The 14,964-nt window shown below is 72.0% G+C and carries 17 protein-coding genes; 5 read left to right on the top strand and 12 right to left on the bottom strand.

Translation table 11 applies throughout. The features are described from left to right. Positions 1–14: 14 nt before the first annotated feature. The 8 genes from GE300_RS07515 to gap form a co-directional block, all read right to left on the bottom strand. Positions 15–395 carry a response regulator gene (locus GE300_RS07515; RefSeq protein WP_154445939.1) on the bottom strand — a complete coding sequence of 127 codons (381 nt, stop codon included), beginning with the start codon at positions 393–395 and terminating at the stop codon, positions 15–17. Positions 396–492: 97 nt separating this feature from the next. Then, on the bottom strand, positions 493–1,587 hold the full coding sequence (cheB, locus tag GE300_RS07520) for a chemotaxis-specific protein-glutamate methyltransferase CheB (protein WP_154445940.1): 1,095 nt from the start codon (positions 1,585–1,587) through the stop codon (positions 493–495). A 61-nt stretch (positions 1,588–1,648) separates the two neighbouring features. Beyond that, the gene (locus GE300_RS07525) at positions 1,649–2,473 is read right to left on the bottom strand and encodes a CheR family methyltransferase (RefSeq protein ID WP_233416860.1); all 825 of its coding nucleotides are present in this window, start codon (positions 2,471–2,473) and stop codon (positions 1,649–1,651) included. Next, a complete protein-coding gene (locus tag GE300_RS07530; protein WP_154445942.1) occupies positions 2,470–2,943 on the bottom strand; it encodes a chemotaxis protein CheW in 474 nt (157 codons plus the stop codon). Before GE300_RS07530 ends, GE300_RS07525 begins: the two co-directional genes overlap by 4 nt. Beyond that, the gene (locus GE300_RS07535) at positions 2,940–4,943 is read right to left on the bottom strand and encodes a chemotaxis protein CheA (protein ID WP_154445943.1); all 2,004 of its coding nucleotides are present in this window, start codon (positions 4,941–4,943) and stop codon (positions 2,940–2,942) included. Before GE300_RS07535 ends, GE300_RS07530 begins: the two co-directional genes overlap by 4 nt. Positions 4,944–4,951: 8 nt before the next feature. Beyond that, a complete protein-coding gene (locus tag GE300_RS07540; protein ID WP_154445944.1) occupies positions 4,952–5,311 on the bottom strand; it encodes a response regulator in 360 nt (119 codons plus the stop codon). Beyond that, positions 5,308–5,619, bottom strand: a complete 312-nt coding sequence (locus tag GE300_RS07545) for a hypothetical protein (RefSeq protein ID WP_154445945.1) — start codon at positions 5,617–5,619, stop codon at positions 5,308–5,310. The genes GE300_RS07540 and GE300_RS07545 overlap by 4 nt, the downstream gene beginning before the upstream one ends. Before the next feature lie 140 nt (positions 5,620–5,759). Next, positions 5,760–6,761, bottom strand: coding sequence for a type I glyceraldehyde-3-phosphate dehydrogenase (gene gap / locus GE300_RS07550; RefSeq protein ID WP_154445946.1), 1,002 nt, complete (start codon positions 6,759–6,761; stop codon positions 5,760–5,762). A 319-nt stretch (positions 6,762–7,080) separates the two neighbouring features. On the opposite strand from gap, the gene GE300_RS07555 reads away from it, so the two are divergent. Both GE300_RS07555 and GE300_RS07560 read left to right on the top strand, forming a co-directional pair. Continuing rightward, positions 7,081–7,899, top strand: a complete 819-nt coding sequence (locus GE300_RS07555) for a GNAT family N-acetyltransferase (RefSeq protein WP_233416861.1) — start codon at positions 7,081–7,083, stop codon at positions 7,897–7,899. Continuing rightward, positions 7,896–8,915: an OmpA family protein gene (locus GE300_RS07560; RefSeq protein WP_154445947.1), complete on the top strand. Its 1,020-nt coding sequence runs from the start codon at positions 7,896–7,898 to the stop codon at positions 8,913–8,915. Before GE300_RS07555 ends, GE300_RS07560 begins: the two co-directional genes overlap by 4 nt. 238 nt (positions 8,916–9,153) lie before the next feature. Here the strand turns inward: GE300_RS07560 and GE300_RS07565 are convergent, their stop codons facing one another. From GE300_RS07565 to GE300_RS07580, 4 genes are all read right to left on the bottom strand, one after another. Continuing rightward, complete coding sequence (locus tag GE300_RS07565) at positions 9,154–10,080, bottom strand: LysR family transcriptional regulator (RefSeq protein WP_154445948.1); 927 nt, start codon at positions 10,078–10,080, stop codon at positions 9,154–9,156. Positions 10,081–10,219: 139 nt separating this feature from the next. Continuing rightward, positions 10,220–11,131 carry a LysR family transcriptional regulator gene (locus tag GE300_RS07570; protein ID WP_154445949.1) on the bottom strand — a complete coding sequence of 304 codons (912 nt, stop codon included), beginning with the start codon at positions 11,129–11,131 and terminating at the stop codon, positions 10,220–10,222. A gap of 84 nt (positions 11,132–11,215) precedes the next feature. Next, positions 11,216–11,791, bottom strand: coding sequence for a transglycosylase SLT domain-containing protein (locus GE300_RS07575; RefSeq protein ID WP_154446127.1), 576 nt, complete (start codon positions 11,789–11,791; stop codon positions 11,216–11,218). A 95-nt stretch (positions 11,792–11,886) separates the two neighbouring features. Beyond that, positions 11,887–12,768, bottom strand: coding sequence for an AEC family transporter (locus GE300_RS07580; protein WP_154445950.1), 882 nt, complete (start codon positions 12,766–12,768; stop codon positions 11,887–11,889). A 121-nt stretch (positions 12,769–12,889) separates the two neighbouring features. Between GE300_RS07580 and hspQ the strand changes: the two genes are divergently transcribed. The 3 genes from hspQ to GE300_RS22900 form a co-directional block, all read left to right on the top strand. Then, a complete protein-coding gene (hspQ, locus tag GE300_RS07585; RefSeq protein WP_154445951.1) occupies positions 12,890–13,216 on the top strand; it encodes a heat shock protein HspQ in 327 nt (108 codons plus the stop codon). A gap of 56 nt (positions 13,217–13,272) precedes the next feature. Further along, positions 13,273–13,983 carry a fused DSP-PTPase phosphatase/NAD kinase-like protein gene (locus tag GE300_RS07590; RefSeq protein ID WP_154445952.1) on the top strand — a complete coding sequence of 237 codons (711 nt, stop codon included), beginning with the start codon at positions 13,273–13,275 and terminating at the stop codon, positions 13,981–13,983. A 3-nt stretch (positions 13,984–13,986) separates the two neighbouring features. Next, on the top strand, positions 13,987–14,964 hold a 978-nt coding region (locus GE300_RS22900), incomplete at its 3' end, for an ABC transporter permease (RefSeq protein WP_267905426.1).

A 14,964-nucleotide genomic window follows, 5' to 3' on the forward strand; every position in this document is an offset into this window, starting at 1 on the left:
CGTCTGCGCGCCGCTCAGCTCAGGATCCCCAGGTGCCGCTCGATCGCCTCGCGCATGTCGTTGATGCTGAACGGCTTGGCCACGAAGTGGTCGACGGTGTCGTCGAGCACCCGGTTCCGGTAGGATTCCGAGGTGGCGACGAACACCGGCGTCGATTTCAGCACCGGGTGCGCCTTGATCTTCTGCGCCAGCTCGACGCCGCTCAGCCCGGGCATGTTCAGGTCCGAGATCACGGCGTCGAACTTCTGCTGCGCCATCACGTCCAGCGCCTGCTCGCCCGAGGCGGCCAGCGCCACGTCCAGCACGCCCAGCCGCTTCAGGCATTGCCGGGCCAGCCCGCGCATGCTCTGCTGATCATCGACCACCAGTATTCTCAGCGATTTCGCCGCCGGCATCGCGCCGTCTCCCTTGCTGCGCCCGCCGCGGCGGGCAGTGTTCGCGGTGGTGCGATCCGCCGGGCGTGCCCGTGCTTGCCGCACCCCGCCCGTGCGCTCAGACCGGGGCCGAGCTGCCGGCGCGCCGCAGCAGCCCGCTGATCCGGGCGCCGATCGCCGGCGGATCCAGCTCCTCGTGGCAGGACCCCAGCGCGCGTGCCGCCCGCGGCATGCCGTAGACCACGCAGCTGTCCTCGGACTGGCCGATGCACCAGGCGCCGGCGGTGCGCATCGCGTGCATCCCGGCGGCGCCGTCGCGCCCCATGCCGGTCAGCAGCACCCCCACCGCCGTCGGCCCCGCCGCCGTCGCCACCGAATGGAACAGCACGTCCACCGATGGCCGGTGGCCCGAGATCGGCCCCGATTCCTCGAGCAGGGCCACCAGCGCCGCGCCGTCCGATCGCACCCGCAGATGGCGGTCGCCCGGCGCCACCAGCACCGTCCCCGGCTCCAGCACCTCGCCGCCGCGCGCCTCGGTCACGCGCAGCGGCAGCAGCTTGTCCAGCCGGGCGGCGAACCGCGCGGTGAACGCCGCCGGCATGTGCTGCGCCAGCACCACCGGCGGCGCGTCGGCGGGCAGCCGGCGCAGCACCTCGGTCAGCGCCGCCACCCCGCCGGTCGAGGCGCCCATCGCCAGCAGCCCCGGCCGCGACGGCGGCCGCCCCCCCTCCGGCAGCGGCGCCGCGGCGCCGGCGTCGGCACCGGTCGCGGACGGGGGCCGCACCCGCGCCCCGCTGGCGGTGAGCACCAGCCGCCGCAGCCGGCGCGCGAACGGCGCCAGCGCCGGCCGGCCCGAGGGCTTCAGGATCGCGTCGACAGCGCCCAGCTCCAGCGCTCCGAGGCTGATGTCGGCGCCCTGCCCGGTCAGCGTCGAGACCATCACCACAGGCATCGGCCGCAGCGCCATCAGGCGGCGCAGGAACTCCAGCCCGTTCATGCCGGGCATCTCGACGTCCAGGGTGATCACCTGCGGATCGTGTTCGCGGATCAGCGCGCGCGCCTCGGCCGCGTCCGCCGCCTCGGCGACGACCTTGATGGTGCCCTCGGCCTCCAGCGCCGAGACCAGCATGCGGCGCATCAACCGGCTGTCGTCGACCACGATCGCCCGCACCGGGCCGGCCGGACCGCCGGCCAGGCTGCTGTCACCGGTCATCGCCCCAGCCCCGGCAGGGCGGCGCCGCGCCGGCGCGCGGATCGGGTTCGGGTCTGTCTGGTCATGCGCCCTCCACTCGCCTGTAGACCGACTTGCCGCAGGCTTGCAGCATCGTATGACGCTCGAGCAGCAGCTCGGCGTGGCCCAGGTACAGATGGCCGCCGGGCACCAGCCGCGCGGCGAGGCGGTCGACCAGCGCGGCCCGGGTCGCGGCGGAGAAATAGATCATCACGTTGCGGCAGAAGATCGCCTCGAAATACCCCTGCAGCGGCCACGGCTCCAGCAGGTTCAGCCGGCGGAAGCGAATCGCGCCCAGCAGCTGCGGCGGCATCTGCCGCCCGCCCCCGGCGGCCCGGCCAAGCTGCGCGGCATGGCGCGGCTCGAGCCCCGTGCAGCGCTCGGCCGCCACCACGCCGCGCCGCGCGCGGGCGATCATCGCGCTGTCGATGTCGGTTGCCAGGATCCGGTCGTCGAGCGCCAGCCGGCCCCGCGCGGCGGCCACGGTCAGCGCGATCGAGAACGCCTCCTCGCCGCTGGCGCAGCCCGCCGACCAGAGCCGCAGCGGCGCCGCATCGGTACGCGCCGCGAGCACGCGCTCGAGATGCGCGAAATGATGCGGCTCGCGGAACATTCCGGTCTGGTTGGTGGTCAGGGCGTCGATGAAGCCCTGCACCTCGGCACGGTCGGAGCCGCGGTCGATCATGTCCATGTAGGCGCCGATCCCGCGATGCCCGCCATGCCGCATCCGCCGGGCCAGACGCGCGGCCAGCATCGGCCGCTTGTGCGGCTCCAGCACGATGCCGGCAAGGCGCTCGATACGGTGCGCCACGCGGGTGAACTCGCGCTCCGACAGGGCCGGCGCCTCGGCGGGCAGGCACAGCGTCATGGGCCGGGATCTGTGCATTCGGGGAACACCGCCTCGAGGTCCAGAAGCGCGACCATCTCGCCGCCCGCGGCGGGGACCAGCCCCGAGACCATCGCCGCCACGCCCCCCGCCGGCGCCATCGGCACCGGGCGGATCCGGTTGCCCGGGATCGCCAGGATGTCCGACACCGAATCGACGATCACGCCCACGGTGCGGCCGCCGATCCAGACGATCACCACGACATGCTCCGGCGTCGGCTCGACCCGCGGCGCGCCGAAGCGGACGCGCAGGTCGTGAACCGGGACGATGGTGCCGCGCAGGTTCAGCAGGCCGAAGGTGTGCGCCGGCTGATCCGGCAGTGCGGTGACCGGCGCCCACTGCCGGATCTCGCGGACCGAGGTGATCGGCACGCCATAGGCGCCGCCGGCGGCGCGGAAGGTCACGAACTGGCGCAGCTCGGCGCGCGCCTCGGGGTTCGGAATCGCGGTCATGTCAGGGCCTCCGCCGGGGCGCGGGCGGCCGGCGCCAGCAGGCGCGGCAGGTCGAGGATCAGCGCCACCTGGCCGTCACCCAGGATCGTCGCGCCCGACACCCCCGGCACCTTCCTGTAGTTCGTCTCGAGCGACTTCAGCACCACCTGGCGCTGGCCGATCAGCTCGTCCACCGCCAGCGCGATGCGGCCGGCATCCTCGGCATCGATCACCACGGCGACGGCGGCGTCCGGGTCGGCCCCGGGCAGGCCCAGCGCGCGCCGCAGGCTGACCAGCCGCAGATAGGCGCCGCGCCGCTCCAGCATCGGCGCGCCGTCCGGCAGCCGGCCCGGGCGCGCCGCCGCGTCCAGGCCCACCGCCTCGACCACCGAGGACAGCGGCAGGACGTATTTCTGCGCGCCGACGCGCACCGTCATGCCGTCCATCACCGCCAGCGTCAGCGGCAGCGCAATCGTGACGCGGGTTCCCAGACCGGGGGTGCTGGCCAGGCTGCAGCGGCCGCCGAGCGAGACGATCCGCCGGCGCACCACGTCCATGCCGACGCCACGCCCCGACACCGCCGAGACCGTCTCGGCGGTGGTAAAGCCGGGGTGGAAGATCAGGTTGTCGATGTCCTCCGGGCTCGGCCGGTCGCCGGGGACCAGGATGCCGTGCTCCAGCGCCCGCGCCAGCACCCGGTCGCGGTCGATGCCGCCGCCGTCGTCCTCGACGGTGATGCGGACATGATCGCCCCGGTGCTTCGCCGACAGCCGGATGCGGCCCTGCTCGGGCTTGCCGGCGGCGCGCCGGGCCTCGGGCGGCTCGAGGCCGTGGTCCATGGCGTTGCGGATCATGTGCGTCAGCGGATCGGCCAGCTCGGCGATCACCGTGGCGTCGACCTCGGTATGCTCGCCGTCCATCGACAGCCGCACCTTCTTGTCCAGCTTCGCGGACAGATCGCGCACCAGCGCCGGCATCCGCCGGAAGGCGACGGCGACGGGCTGCGCGCGGATCGCCATCACCTGCGCCTGCATCTCGCGCAGCTGGCGGCTCATCGCGTCCAGCGCGCGGTGCAGGTCGCTGCCCGGCCGCACCTCGGTTTCGGCCATGCGCTGCGCCATCACCGACTGCGCGATCAGCACCTCGCCGACCAGGTTCACGAGCCGGTCGATGCGCACGGTCTCGACCCGCAGGCTGGCGGCCGGCGCCGGCGGGCCGGGCACCGCGGCGGCCCCAGGCCCGGCGGCGGGCGCGGCGGACGGCGCTGCGGCGGGCGCGGCGGCGGGTGCGGGCGCGGCGGCCGCCGCCGGATCCGGCCCGGCGATTTCGGCGGTGTCGGCATAGATCTCGAGGAACCGGTCCAGCTCCGGCGCGCTGTCGTCGAAGGTCAGCGTCCAGGACAGCGGACATTCGGCGGGATCGAACCGGTCCGGCGGCGGCAGATCGCCCGCCACCGCCACCGCGCACAGCCCGTGGTTCCGCGCCGCGCGGATCAGCAGCAGCATGTCGTGCCCCGCCTCGAAGAAGTCCGGACCCGGCGAGATCCGCACCCGGCGCGGTTCCGGGTCCGGGTCCGCCGCGTCCGGCATGTCGGGCTCCGCCATGCCCGGCGCGTCCTCGAACGCTCCGGCGGGATCCGTCGGCAGCTCCGCGCGCAGCGTGTTGCAAAGGTCTTCCAGCTCGGCCGCGGGCACGTTGCCGCCGGTCTCGGCGGCATCCAGCAGCCGGGTCAGCATGTCGCCCGCCCGCATCAGGTGCGAGAGCAGCGCCGCGTCGGGGGCGCGGCCGGCGCCGCGCAGCGCGTCCATCACCGATTCGGCCTCGTGCGCCAGCCCCACCAGGACGTCGAAACCGAACGCCGCCGCCCCGCCCTTGACCGAGTGTACCGCGCGAAACGCGGCGTGCACCGTGTCGCCGTCGCCGTCGCCGGACTCCAGCGCCGCAAGCTGCCCCTGAAAGCCGTCCAGCAGTTCGCGCGCCTCGGCGAAGAACAGGGTGCGGAAATCGTCCTCGTCGTCCATCGCCCGACTCACGCCAGCTGCGCCACGAGCGACAGCATCCGCTTCGGCTCGAACGGCTTCTGCAGCCAGCCGGTCGCCTTCACCGCGCGCGCACGGCGGCGCAGCTCGGGCGCGGTTTCGGAGGTCAGCAGCAGGATCGGCAGGCCGCGGCCGACGGGCTCCTGCCGGGCGGCGGCGATGAAGTCCAGCCCGTCCATGCGCGGCATGTTCAGATCGGTGATCACCAGGTCGGGCCGGTCGGCGCGCAGCCGCTCCAGCGCCTCGGCGCCGTCGCCGGCGGTGGTCACCAGATGGCCGGCGCGGGTCAGGCACTCGGTCAGCATGGCGCGCAGCGCCAGCGTGTCGTCGACCGCCAGGATCCGGCTCATGACGCGAACTCCAGCCGCATCAGGTCGGCGAACAGGCCGAGGTCGGAAAACGCGTCGGTGAAGGGATCGGAGGCGCCGGTGACCCGGATCGGCGCGTCGGGCCGGGCGCGGATCGCCGAGACCAGCCACAACACCGCCGGGGTGCAGATCCGCTCCACCGCCTCGGCCGACAGTTCGACCGGCCCGGCGCCGGCGGCGCGCAGCTGCGCGCCGAGCGCGTCGGCGGCGGCCAGGTTGACCCGGGCCGGCAGCGCGATGCGCACCGGTGTCGCCGGTGCGCCGTCCGTCTGGGATGCCTGTCCGCTCACCTCGCCCCCGCCTGCTGCGCGGCCCCGGCCGCGGTCCGCTACGAGGTATCGCGCCGGAAGGTTGAGGAGGCGTGAACGGCACCCGGCGCGCGCGGCGCCGGATGCCTAAAAATCGATCTATCGGGCGGAAGGCCCGGCGATCACAGCAGCCTGGCCATCGCCCGCGCGGTGTCCAGCATCCGGTTCGAGAAGCCCCACTCGTTGTCGTACCAGCTGAGCACGCGCACCATCGTGCCTTCCAGCACCTTGGTCTGTGGCGCGGCGAAGATCGACGAGCGCGGATCGTGGTTGTAGTCCGACGACACCAGCGGCCCTTCCTCGTAGCCCAGCACGCCCTTCAGCTCGCCCTCGGCGGCGGCCTTCATCGCGGCGTTCACCTCTTCGGCGCTGACCGACTTCGACAGCACCGCCTTCAGGTCGACGACCGAGACGTTCGGCGTCGGCACCCGGATCGCCGAGCCGTCCAGCCTGCCCTTCAGTTCCGGCAGCACCAGGCCCACGGCCTTGGCGGCGCCGGTCGAGGTCGGGATCATGCTCAGCGCCGCGGCGCGGGCGCGGTACAGGTCCTTGTGCATCGTGTCCAGCGTCGGCTGGTCGCCGGTGTAGCTGTGGATCGTGGTCATGTAGCCGTGGTCGATGCCGAAGGTCTTCTGCAGCACATAGGCGACCGGCGCCAGGCAGTTGGTGGTGCACGAGGCGTTCGACACCACCTTGTCGTCGGCGGTCAGGCTGTCGTGGTTCACGCCATAGACGATGGTCTTGTCGGCGTCCGCGCCGGGGGCCGAGATCAGCACCCGCTTCGAGCCGTTCTCCAGATGCAGCGCCGCCTTGTCGCGCGCGGTGAAGATGCCGGTGCACTCCAGCGCGATGTCGACGTCCGACCAGGGCAGCGCCTTGGGATCGCGCTCGGCGGTGACGCGGATCGGGCCGCGGCCGACGTCGATGGTGTCGCCGTCGACCGTCACCTTGCCGGGAAAGCGGCCGTGCACGCTGTCATAGCGCATCAGGTGGGCGTTGGTCTCGACCGGGCCCAGATCGTTGATCGCCACGACCTCGACGTCCGTCTGCCCGCTTTCGACCAGCCCCCGCAGCACGTTGCGGCCGATGCGGCCGAATCCGTTGATCGCTACCTTGATCGTCATCTGGGATCCTTTCCTCGACTCTCTGATCCGGCGCCTGGCCGAAACGTATCGGGCGCGCCCTGCATCAAGGAAGGCGCGCCCGACTAACTACACGCTCAGGCGCGTCCTGCAAGGGTGACGCCATGGCGCAGGATGGGCCCTGCAAGGGATGTGTCCGGGGAGAGCCGCACGAGGCACCCCTTGCAGAAGAAGGCAACGGCCAAGGCCCTGATAAGGCCGCGCCCCCTGATCCGCCGGGTCGCCCCGGCACTGCACCTCGAAGCGCGTGGCTGCATGGTGCTGTTAGCGGTAACATGTCAACATTGCCGGCCCGCGTCAAATGAAACTTTCGCGACACGCGCGGCAGGTCTGGCAAAGCACCGCCGACGCCGCCATGATCGCCGCGAAAGGAACGCCGGACCCCGTGCAGGACAGCATCTCCTCCCTTCTTCCCGACGCCGCGACGGCCCTCGAGGCGATGGAGCGGACCTGGCCGGCGCGGCGGTGCCGGGACCTGCGCGGCTGGACGCTGCGACTCGATCCCGGCGCCGGCAAGCGGGTGACGGCGGCGACCGCGCGCGCGCCGGGCGGCGACATCGCGGCCGCCGAATCGGCGATGCGCGCGGCCGGGCAGACACCGCTGTTCATGCTGCGCCCGGACCAGCGGGCGCTGGACGCGGCGCTGGACGCGCGCGGCTACCGGCGGGTCGATCCGGTGACGATCCACGCCGCGCCGGTGGCGGCGCTTGCGGCTACTGATCCGCGGCACCGGGTCTGCCAGTGCGACTTCCCGCTGACGGTGATGGCCGAGCTCTGGGCCGCCGGCGGCATCGGCCCGGCGCGTCTGGCGGTGATGGCGCGGGCGGCCCGACCGCGCTGCTGGCTGCTGGCGCGGGCCGACCACCAGCCGGCGGGCGTCGCCTTCGTCGCGGCGTGGCGCGGGCTGGCGATGGTCCACGCGGTCGAGGTGCCGCCGGCGCTGCGCCGGCAGGGCCACGCCAGGCGGTTGCTTGCCGCCGCCGCGCGCTGGGCGCAGGGCCACGGCGCCGGCACGCTGGCGCTGGCGGTCACCGATGCGAACGCGCCGGCGAACGCGCTCTATGCCGCGCTGGGGATGCGGCCGGTGGCGCGCTATCACTACCGGCAGGCGGCGGAATGACCCCGGCGCGCGCCGTGCTGCTGCTGGCACTGGCGCTCGGCGGGGCAGCCGCGGCGCAGACGCCGCTGAGCCTGCCCGCGGGCGCTGTCGCGACTCACGATTCGGTCGAGGATCCCGGCCGCTACGCGCTGCCCACCGGCCGGTTCGGGACGGGCGCCGCCCCGGCCCTGCCGCTCGAGGGCCGCATCCACCTGCGCGCCTGGCGGCTGCCCGACGGCGGTCCGGGGCCGCTGGCGCTGGCGCGCGCGCTGCGCCGGCAGCTGGAGCAGGCCGGGTTCGAGATCCTGCTCGACTGCGCGGCGGCCGACTGCGGCGGCTTCGACTACCGTATCGGCACGCGGGTGCTGCCGCCGCCGGCGATGGAGGTCAGCTTGACCGCGTTCCACGCCTTGTCGGCGCGGCGCGGCGATCCGGCGCCGGCGCACCTGAACCTGCTGATCAGCCGGAGCGAGGGCGGCGGCTGGGTCCAGGCGATCGAGGCGACGCCCGGCACCGCCCCCGCCCCGGCCCTGGTGCCGCCAGGGGCGGCCGCGACCGGCGATCCCTCCGGGGATGCGTCCGACGCGGCAGCCCGACCGGTCGCCGCCGGCGCCGCCCCGCCCGAAACCGCGCCCGAAACCGCCCCAGCACCCGGCGCGCCCGACGACAGCCCGCTGCTGAAGGCGCTTCGCAGTCAGGGCCGCGTGGTGCTTGACGGGGTGGATTTCGCCCCCGGCGCAAGGCGTCCGGACGCCGCCGCCGCCGCGGCGCTGGAACCGCTGGCCGCGGCGTTGCGGGCGGACCCCGGGCTGCGCCTGATGCTGGTCGGGCATTCCGACGACACCGGCACGCTGGCCGCCAACATCGCGCTGTCGCGGGCGCGTGCGGCGGCGGTGCGCACGGTGCTGGTCGAGCGATTCGGCATCGACGGCCGCCGGCTCGAGGCGCAGGGCGCCGGCTTCCTCGCGCCGCGCGCGCCGAACACCAGCGACGCGGGCCGCGCCCGCAACCGCCGCGTCGAGGCGGTGCTGCGCTAACACTGTTGCGCTGCAGCAGGAATGTCCCGCAGCGCGGTGCCCGCGACGCAAAAAAAGGGCCGCGTCGAAACGCGGCCCCAAGTCTAGGGAGGAAATGCCCGGAACGGGCATGTCGCCGAAGCGACTTCTACGTTTTAGCCAAAGCGCCCGCGCCTGTCCGTACCCGATTGGGAAAAGCCGCTGTTCCCTGCCGTCACAACCGCAATGCCGGGCGCAATGCCGGGCGCAATGCTGGGGCTCAGGCGCTGGCCTGCTGCGGCTGCCGCTCCCACGGCGGGACCTTGCCGAAATGGCCGGTCAGGAAGTCGAGGAACGAACGGATCTTCGGCGCCATGTTCCGCCGTTCGGGATAGATCGCATAGATCGCCGAGCTGGTCTGCACGTGCTCGGGCAGCACGTGCACCAGCCGCCCGGCGGCGATGTCGTCGTTGACCAGATAGGTCGAGATCCGGCTGATTCCCATCCCGGCCAGGGTGGCGTGGTAGACGGCGTCGGCGCTGTTCGCCTCGAAATTCCCGGTGACGCGCACGCTGTGGGCGCTGTCGCCCTTGCCGAACTTCCACTCGTTCCACTTCTCGACCGTGGACAGCCGCAGGCAGTTGTGGTCGGCCAGGTCGGCCGGCGCCTTCGGCAGGCCGTGCCGGGCGACGTAGCCGGGCGCGGCGACGAAGATGCGCCGGTTCGGCGCCAGCTTGCGGGCGATCACCTGGGCGCTGTCGATCTGCTCCGAGAACCGGATGCCGACGTCGATGTCCTCGGTGAAGATGTCGGCGCTGCGGTCGGTCAGCTCCAGATCGATGCTCAGATCCGGCACCCTGGCCAGGAAATCGGGCAGGATCGGCAGGATCTGCGCCTTGCCGAAGGCGACGGTGGCGCACACGCGCAGCTTGCCCCGCGGGCTGGCGGACAGCGATTCCAGCAGCTCCTGCGTCTCGGACACGGTCTGCGCGACCTCGGCGCAGCGGTCATAGAACGCGCGGCCCTCCTCGGTCAGGCTGATGCCCTGCTGGGTCCGGGTCAGCAGCCGGACCCCCATGCGGTCCTCGAGCGCGGCGATCTGCTTGCTGACCGCCGACGGCGAATGGCTGATTTCGCGCGCGGCAGCAGAGAAGCTGCCCTTTTCGACCACGCGGGCGAAGAGGATCATATGCGATGAAAGTTCCATGACTTTCCTCGTTCTACCAGAAAAACGCCGTTCCGGCCCGTCCCGCGGGACCGCCCGGCAGGCTTTTGCAGTGCACAAAAAGAATGGTGCGCTGCAGCGTATTAGTAAAGGGCGCAAGCATGAACTATTTCATATCTGCTCAGATCGGCCAGTCATCGGGGCCCCGGCCCTTCAGCCGTTCGGCCAGGAAATCGATGAACGCCCGCAGCTTGGGCTGGGTGTAGCGCCCCGGCGGGTAGACGGCATAGATGCCCAGCGGGTCCAGCTCCAGCTCGGGCAGCAGCCGCACCAGCCGGCCGCTGTGCAGCGAATCCCCCAGCAGGAACGCGGGCACCAGCGAGATGCCGAGCCCGCTTTCCGCCGCGCGGCGCAGGCTTTCGCCGTTGTTCGCCGTCAGCCGGCCGCCGACGCGGACGTGCCGCTCGCCGCCGTTGCGCGACTTCAGCCGCCAGAAGTTGCCGGTGGACAGGTGCGAATAGTGCAGCAGCGTGTGGTCGGACAGATCGTCGATGCTGCCCGGCGTGCCGTGCGCGCGCAGGTACTCCGGGCTCGCCACCAGATAGGCGCTAGTCTCGGTCAGCTTGCGGGCCCGCAGGCTGCTGTCCTCCAGGTGGCCGATGCGGATCGCCACGTCGAAGCCCTCGGCGACCAGTTCGACGAACCGGTCCTCCAGCACCATGTTGACCGAGACCTCGGGGAATTCCTTCAGGAACTCGCCGACCAGCCCCGAGATCTGGCTGATGCCGAAGTTCACCGGTGTCGACACCCGCAGCGCGCCGCGCGGCGCGGTCTGCATGGCGTTGACCATCTCGTCGGCCTCGGACGCCCCCGACAGCACCACCGTGGCGCGGTCGTAATAGGCCAGGCCGATCTCGGTCGGGTTCACCCGGCGGGTGGTGCGATTCAGCAGCCGCGCGCCCAGCCGCGCCTCCAGCGCCGAGACGTGCTTGGACACCGCCGATTTCGACATCCCCAGCTTCCGCGCCGCATCGGTGAAGCCGCCCTGGTCGACCACCGCGACGAAGGCCTCCATCTCGCTCAACCTGTCCATGCGACTCCCCGGGGTCCGTGACTCGGGGTTACTTCATGCCGAACCGGCCGCGATTCAAGGTCTCGAACCGCGATTGGGTACGTTTCAGGGACAATACCGCAACTGCTCGGAATATTTCGTCGACCGCGCCTGGACCCGGGCGGCGGTGTTCACCAGCCAGGGCTTGGCGGTATAGCTGCCGCGCGCAAAGCCGGCGTGACCCTCGTGATAGGCCAGGTACTGCCGGTAGGCGTCCGCCGGATCGACGCCGGACTGCTTCGTGGTCTTCGACATGTACCAGCCCATGAAGTCCGAGGCGTCGTAGAACCGGTCGCGCCTGGCCGAGCGGCGGCCGGTCTCGTCCCGGTACCAGTCCCAGGTGCCGTCGATCGCCTGCGCGTAGCCGTAGGCCGAGGATACCCGCCCGGTGGGGATGAACCCCAGGAAGAAGGTCCTTGGCGTGCGCGCGCGGGGCCGGAAGGTGCTTTCCTGGTACAGCGTCGCCATCTGCACGTGCACCGGCACGCCCCAGCGGTTCTCGGTCGCCTTCATCGCCCGGTACCAGCTTGGCCGCTCGCGCTTGATCTCGCAGGCGTTCTCGACGTTGTCCGGCGGCCCCTGGCTGGCGCCCGCACACGCCGTCAGCGCCACCAGCAGCAGCAGAAGGGCATAGCGGGACATGGGCCGCGCCGTTGATTTGGTCATGACTGCTCGATCCGTGCCTTGGTGCACTTGTATGCCGGCAGGATGCCAAAAACCGGCCGTCTTGGGAACCCTCAGATAAAGACCGCCAGCAGCGCCGGGATCGCCAGCACCGCGATCAGCGTCGAGACCACGACCATGCCGGCCACCTCGTCCGAGTCGGCGCCGTATTTCTCGGCCAGCATGAACGAGGTCACCGCCACCGGCGTGCTGACCTGCAGCACCAGCACGCCTGTGGCCAGCGGCTCCAGCCCGAACCAGCGCGCGGTGCCCAGGCCGACGGCGACGCACAGCACCAGCTTGACCGCCGACAGCCACAGCGCCCGGCCGACGCCGCCGGGCCGCAGGCGGGAAATCGCCACCCCGAGCGTGATCAGCATCATCGGGATCGCGATCTGCCCGACCAGTTCCAGCGCGTTCACCGACCAGTCCGGCAGCGTCCAGCCCTGCACCAGGAACAGCCCGCCCAGCAGGCTGGCCCACAGCATCGGCTCGCGCAGCACCCGGGCCGGGTTGGCGTTGCCCGACACCACCCACAGGCCGATGCTGAAATAGATCACCGTCATGATCGCGAAGATCACCACCGCATAGTCCAGCCCGGCGCCGCCGAACGCGAACAGCGCCAGCGGCAGACCCAGGTTGCCGGTATTGCCGAACGTCATCGGCGCGAAGAAGGTGCGCTGGCTCAGCCGCGCGGCGCGCAGCAGCGCCGCCGCCGCCACCGCCACCGCGCCATAGGCGGCCACCGTCGCCAGCGCCGCGTCGCGCAGCCGGGCGGGGTCGATCTCGGTGCGCATCAGCGCGGTGAAGATCAGGCAGGGCATCGCCAGGCTCATCGCCAGCCGGGTGACGAACTCGACGTCGTAGAACAGCCCCATCCGCACCCAGCCCCAGCCGATCCCGGCCAGCAGGAACACCGGCGCCACGATCTGCAGCACCTCGAGGATCAGCGCCATGGAAACTCCTGCCCGCCGTACATTTTCCGGTCCCGCCCATTGCCATCGCGGGGTTCCGGGCCGATATGGACTCGGATGCCATCAAGGTCTAGGAATGAAGCACACCCTTACAGGTTTCGAAATGCAGACGTCGCACGCAAAGTTCACCATCGGCGAGGTGGTCCGTCACCGCGTCCACTCCTTCCGGGGGGTGATCTTTGACGTGGATCCCGTGTTCAGCAACACCGAGGAATGGTACAACGCGATCCCGGCCGAGAACCGGCCGTCCAGGGACCAGCCGTTCTACCACCTGCTGGCCGAGAACGAGACCTCGTACTACGTCGCCTACGTCTCCGAGCAGAACCTGGTGCGGGACGAGACCGGCGAGCCCGTCGACCACCCAGAGGTCGGCGAGATGTTCGGCCTGCTGAGCGACGGCAAGTACGATCTCGACGGGCTGCTGCACTGACGCCCGCCCGGCGGCACCCGCCGCCGGGGGCGCGGCGCGGCAAGGGAAGGGCGGCGATGACCTCTCCTCTGGCGTGGATCGGACAGCGGCGGCGCGCCTGGCGCGCCAGCTGGCGCGACGGCGTGGCGCGGCCGGGCGCGCGGCTGAACGCGCACCTGCACATGAACCTGGCCGACCACGGGCTGCTGCGGCGGTTCTGGACCAACCGCGCGCCGGTGGCGCCGGGGGTCTGGCGCTCGAACCAGCCCTCGCCGCGGCAGCTGCGTTCGCTGGCGCGGCAGGGGGTGCGCACGATCCTGAACCTGCGCGGCGCCAACTCGCAGGGCGCCTATGCGCTGGAGCGCGACGCCTGCGCCGCCGCCGGCCTGACGCTGGTCGACTTTCCGATGACCTCGCGCAAGTTGCCCACCGCCGAGCAGATCCACGCGCTGAACGCGATCTTCGCGCGCGCCGAACCGCCGCTGCTGATGCACTGCAAGTCCGGCGCCGACCGCGCCGGCTTCGCCGCCGCGCTCTATGTGCTGCTGCACGGCGGCACGCCCGAGCAGGCGCACCGGCACCTGCGGCTGCGCAACCTGCACCTGCGCCGCTCCGACGCCGGCATCCTCGACCACTTCCTCGACGCCTACCGCCGTTTCGACGCCCGCACGCCGACACCGTTCCTGGACTGGGTCGACCGGCACTACGACCCGCAGGCGCTGGCCGAAAGCTTCCGTCCCGGCCGCTCGGCCGCCTTCCTCAACAGCACGCTGCTGCGCCGCGAGTAAGCCATGACCCCCACCGCCCCCACGGGCCTGCTGCGCCGGGTCTGGTCAGATTATGTCCGCGCACACCTGCCGCGGCTGCTGCTGGCGCTGGGGCTGATGAGCATCGAGGGCGGCATGCTCGGCGCGCTCAGCTACATGGTCAAGCCGATGTTCGACCGGGTGTTCGTCGACGGTCAGGCCGGCGCGCTGGGGCTGATCGTCGGCGCGGTGTTCGTGATCTTCACCGCCCGCGCCGTCGCCGGCTTCTTCCAGCGCACCATCGTCGTGACCACCGGCCTGAAGGTGATCACCCGGATGCAGCGCGACCTGACCGCGCACCTGCTGTCGCTGGACACCGGTTTTTTCCTGAAGAACGCCCCCGGCGGGCTGATCGAGCGGGTGCGCGGCGACGCGCAGGCGCTGCAGCAGGCCGCGTCCACGGCGCTGATGACGCTGGGCCGCGACAGCGTCAGCCTGGTGTCGCTGCTCGCCGTGGTGCTGTGGATCGACTGGGTCTGGGCGCTGCTGGTGTTCGTCGGCGTGCCGGTGATCGTGCTGCCGGTGGTGGCGCTGCAGCGGCTGATCCGCGCCCGCAGCCGCGCCGCGCGCCAGGCGTCGGCGCTGATCTCCACCCGCCTGGACGAGATCTTCCACGGCATGACCGCGATCAAGGTCAACCGCCTCGAGGCGCACGAGGCGGACCGCTTCGCGCAGGCGGTCGAACGCTTCTTCCGCGCCCAGCGCACCGCGCAGGTGGGCCAGGCGGCGCTGCCGGCGGCGATCGACGTGCTGGCGGCGCTGGGCTTCCTCGGCGTGCTGCTCTACGGCGGCCAGCAGATCCTCGACGGGCAGAAAAGCGTCGGCGAGTTCATGAGCTTCTTCACCGCGATGGCGCTGATCTTCGACCCGCTGCGGCGGCTGTCGAACGTCTCGGGCCAGCTCAACGCCGCGCTCGCCAGCCTCGAGCGGCTGTACCAGCTGTTCGACGCCCGCCCGCGGGTG

It is taken from the genome of Halovulum marinum (genome assembly GCF_009697225.1).
GTDB classification, from domain to species: domain Bacteria; phylum Pseudomonadota; class Alphaproteobacteria; order Rhodobacterales; family Rhodobacteraceae; genus Halovulum; species Halovulum marinum.

Coding starts and splice junctions, on each gene's coding strand:
- GE300_RS07515 (WP_154445939.1), bottom strand. CDS start 395: ATGCCGGCGGCGAAATCGCTGAGAATACTGGTGGTCGATGATCAGCAG.
- cheB (WP_154445940.1), bottom strand. CDS start 1,587: ATGACCGGTGACAGCAGCCTGGCCGGCGGTCCGGCCGGCCCGGTGCGG.
- GE300_RS07525 (WP_233416860.1), bottom strand. CDS start 2,473: ATGACGCTGTGCCTGCCCGCCGAGGCGCCGGCCCTGTCGGAGCGCGAG.
- GE300_RS07530 (WP_154445942.1), bottom strand. CDS start 2,943: ATGACCGCGATTCCGAACCCCGAGGCGCGCGCCGAGCTGCGCCAGTTC.
- GE300_RS07535 (WP_154445943.1), bottom strand. CDS start 4,943: ATGGACGACGAGGACGATTTCCGCACCCTGTTCTTCGCCGAGGCGCGC.
- GE300_RS07540 (WP_154445944.1), bottom strand. CDS start 5,311: ATGAGCCGGATCCTGGCGGTCGACGACACGCTGGCGCTGCGCGCCATG.
- gap (WP_154445946.1), bottom strand. CDS start 6,761: ATGACGATCAAGGTAGCGATCAACGGATTCGGCCGCATCGGCCGCAAC.
- GE300_RS07555 (WP_233416861.1), top strand. CDS start 7,081: ATGAAACTTTCGCGACACGCGCGGCAGGTCTGGCAAAGCACCGCCGAC.
- GE300_RS07560 (WP_154445947.1), top strand. CDS start 7,896: ATGACCCCGGCGCGCGCCGTGCTGCTGCTGGCACTGGCGCTCGGCGGG.
- GE300_RS07565 (WP_154445948.1), bottom strand. CDS start 10,080: ATGGAACTTTCATCGCATATGATCCTCTTCGCCCGCGTGGTCGAAAAG.
- GE300_RS07570 (WP_154445949.1), bottom strand. CDS start 11,131: ATGGACAGGTTGAGCGAGATGGAGGCCTTCGTCGCGGTGGTCGACCAG.
- GE300_RS07575 (WP_154446127.1), bottom strand. CDS start 11,791: ATGTCCCGCTATGCCCTTCTGCTGCTGCTGGTGGCGCTGACGGCGTGT.
- GE300_RS07580 (WP_154445950.1), bottom strand. CDS start 12,768: ATGGCGCTGATCCTCGAGGTGCTGCAGATCGTGGCGCCGGTGTTCCTG.
- hspQ (WP_154445951.1), top strand. CDS start 12,890: ATGCAGACGTCGCACGCAAAGTTCACCATCGGCGAGGTGGTCCGTCAC.
- GE300_RS07590 (WP_154445952.1), top strand. CDS start 13,273: ATGACCTCTCCTCTGGCGTGGATCGGACAGCGGCGGCGCGCCTGGCGC.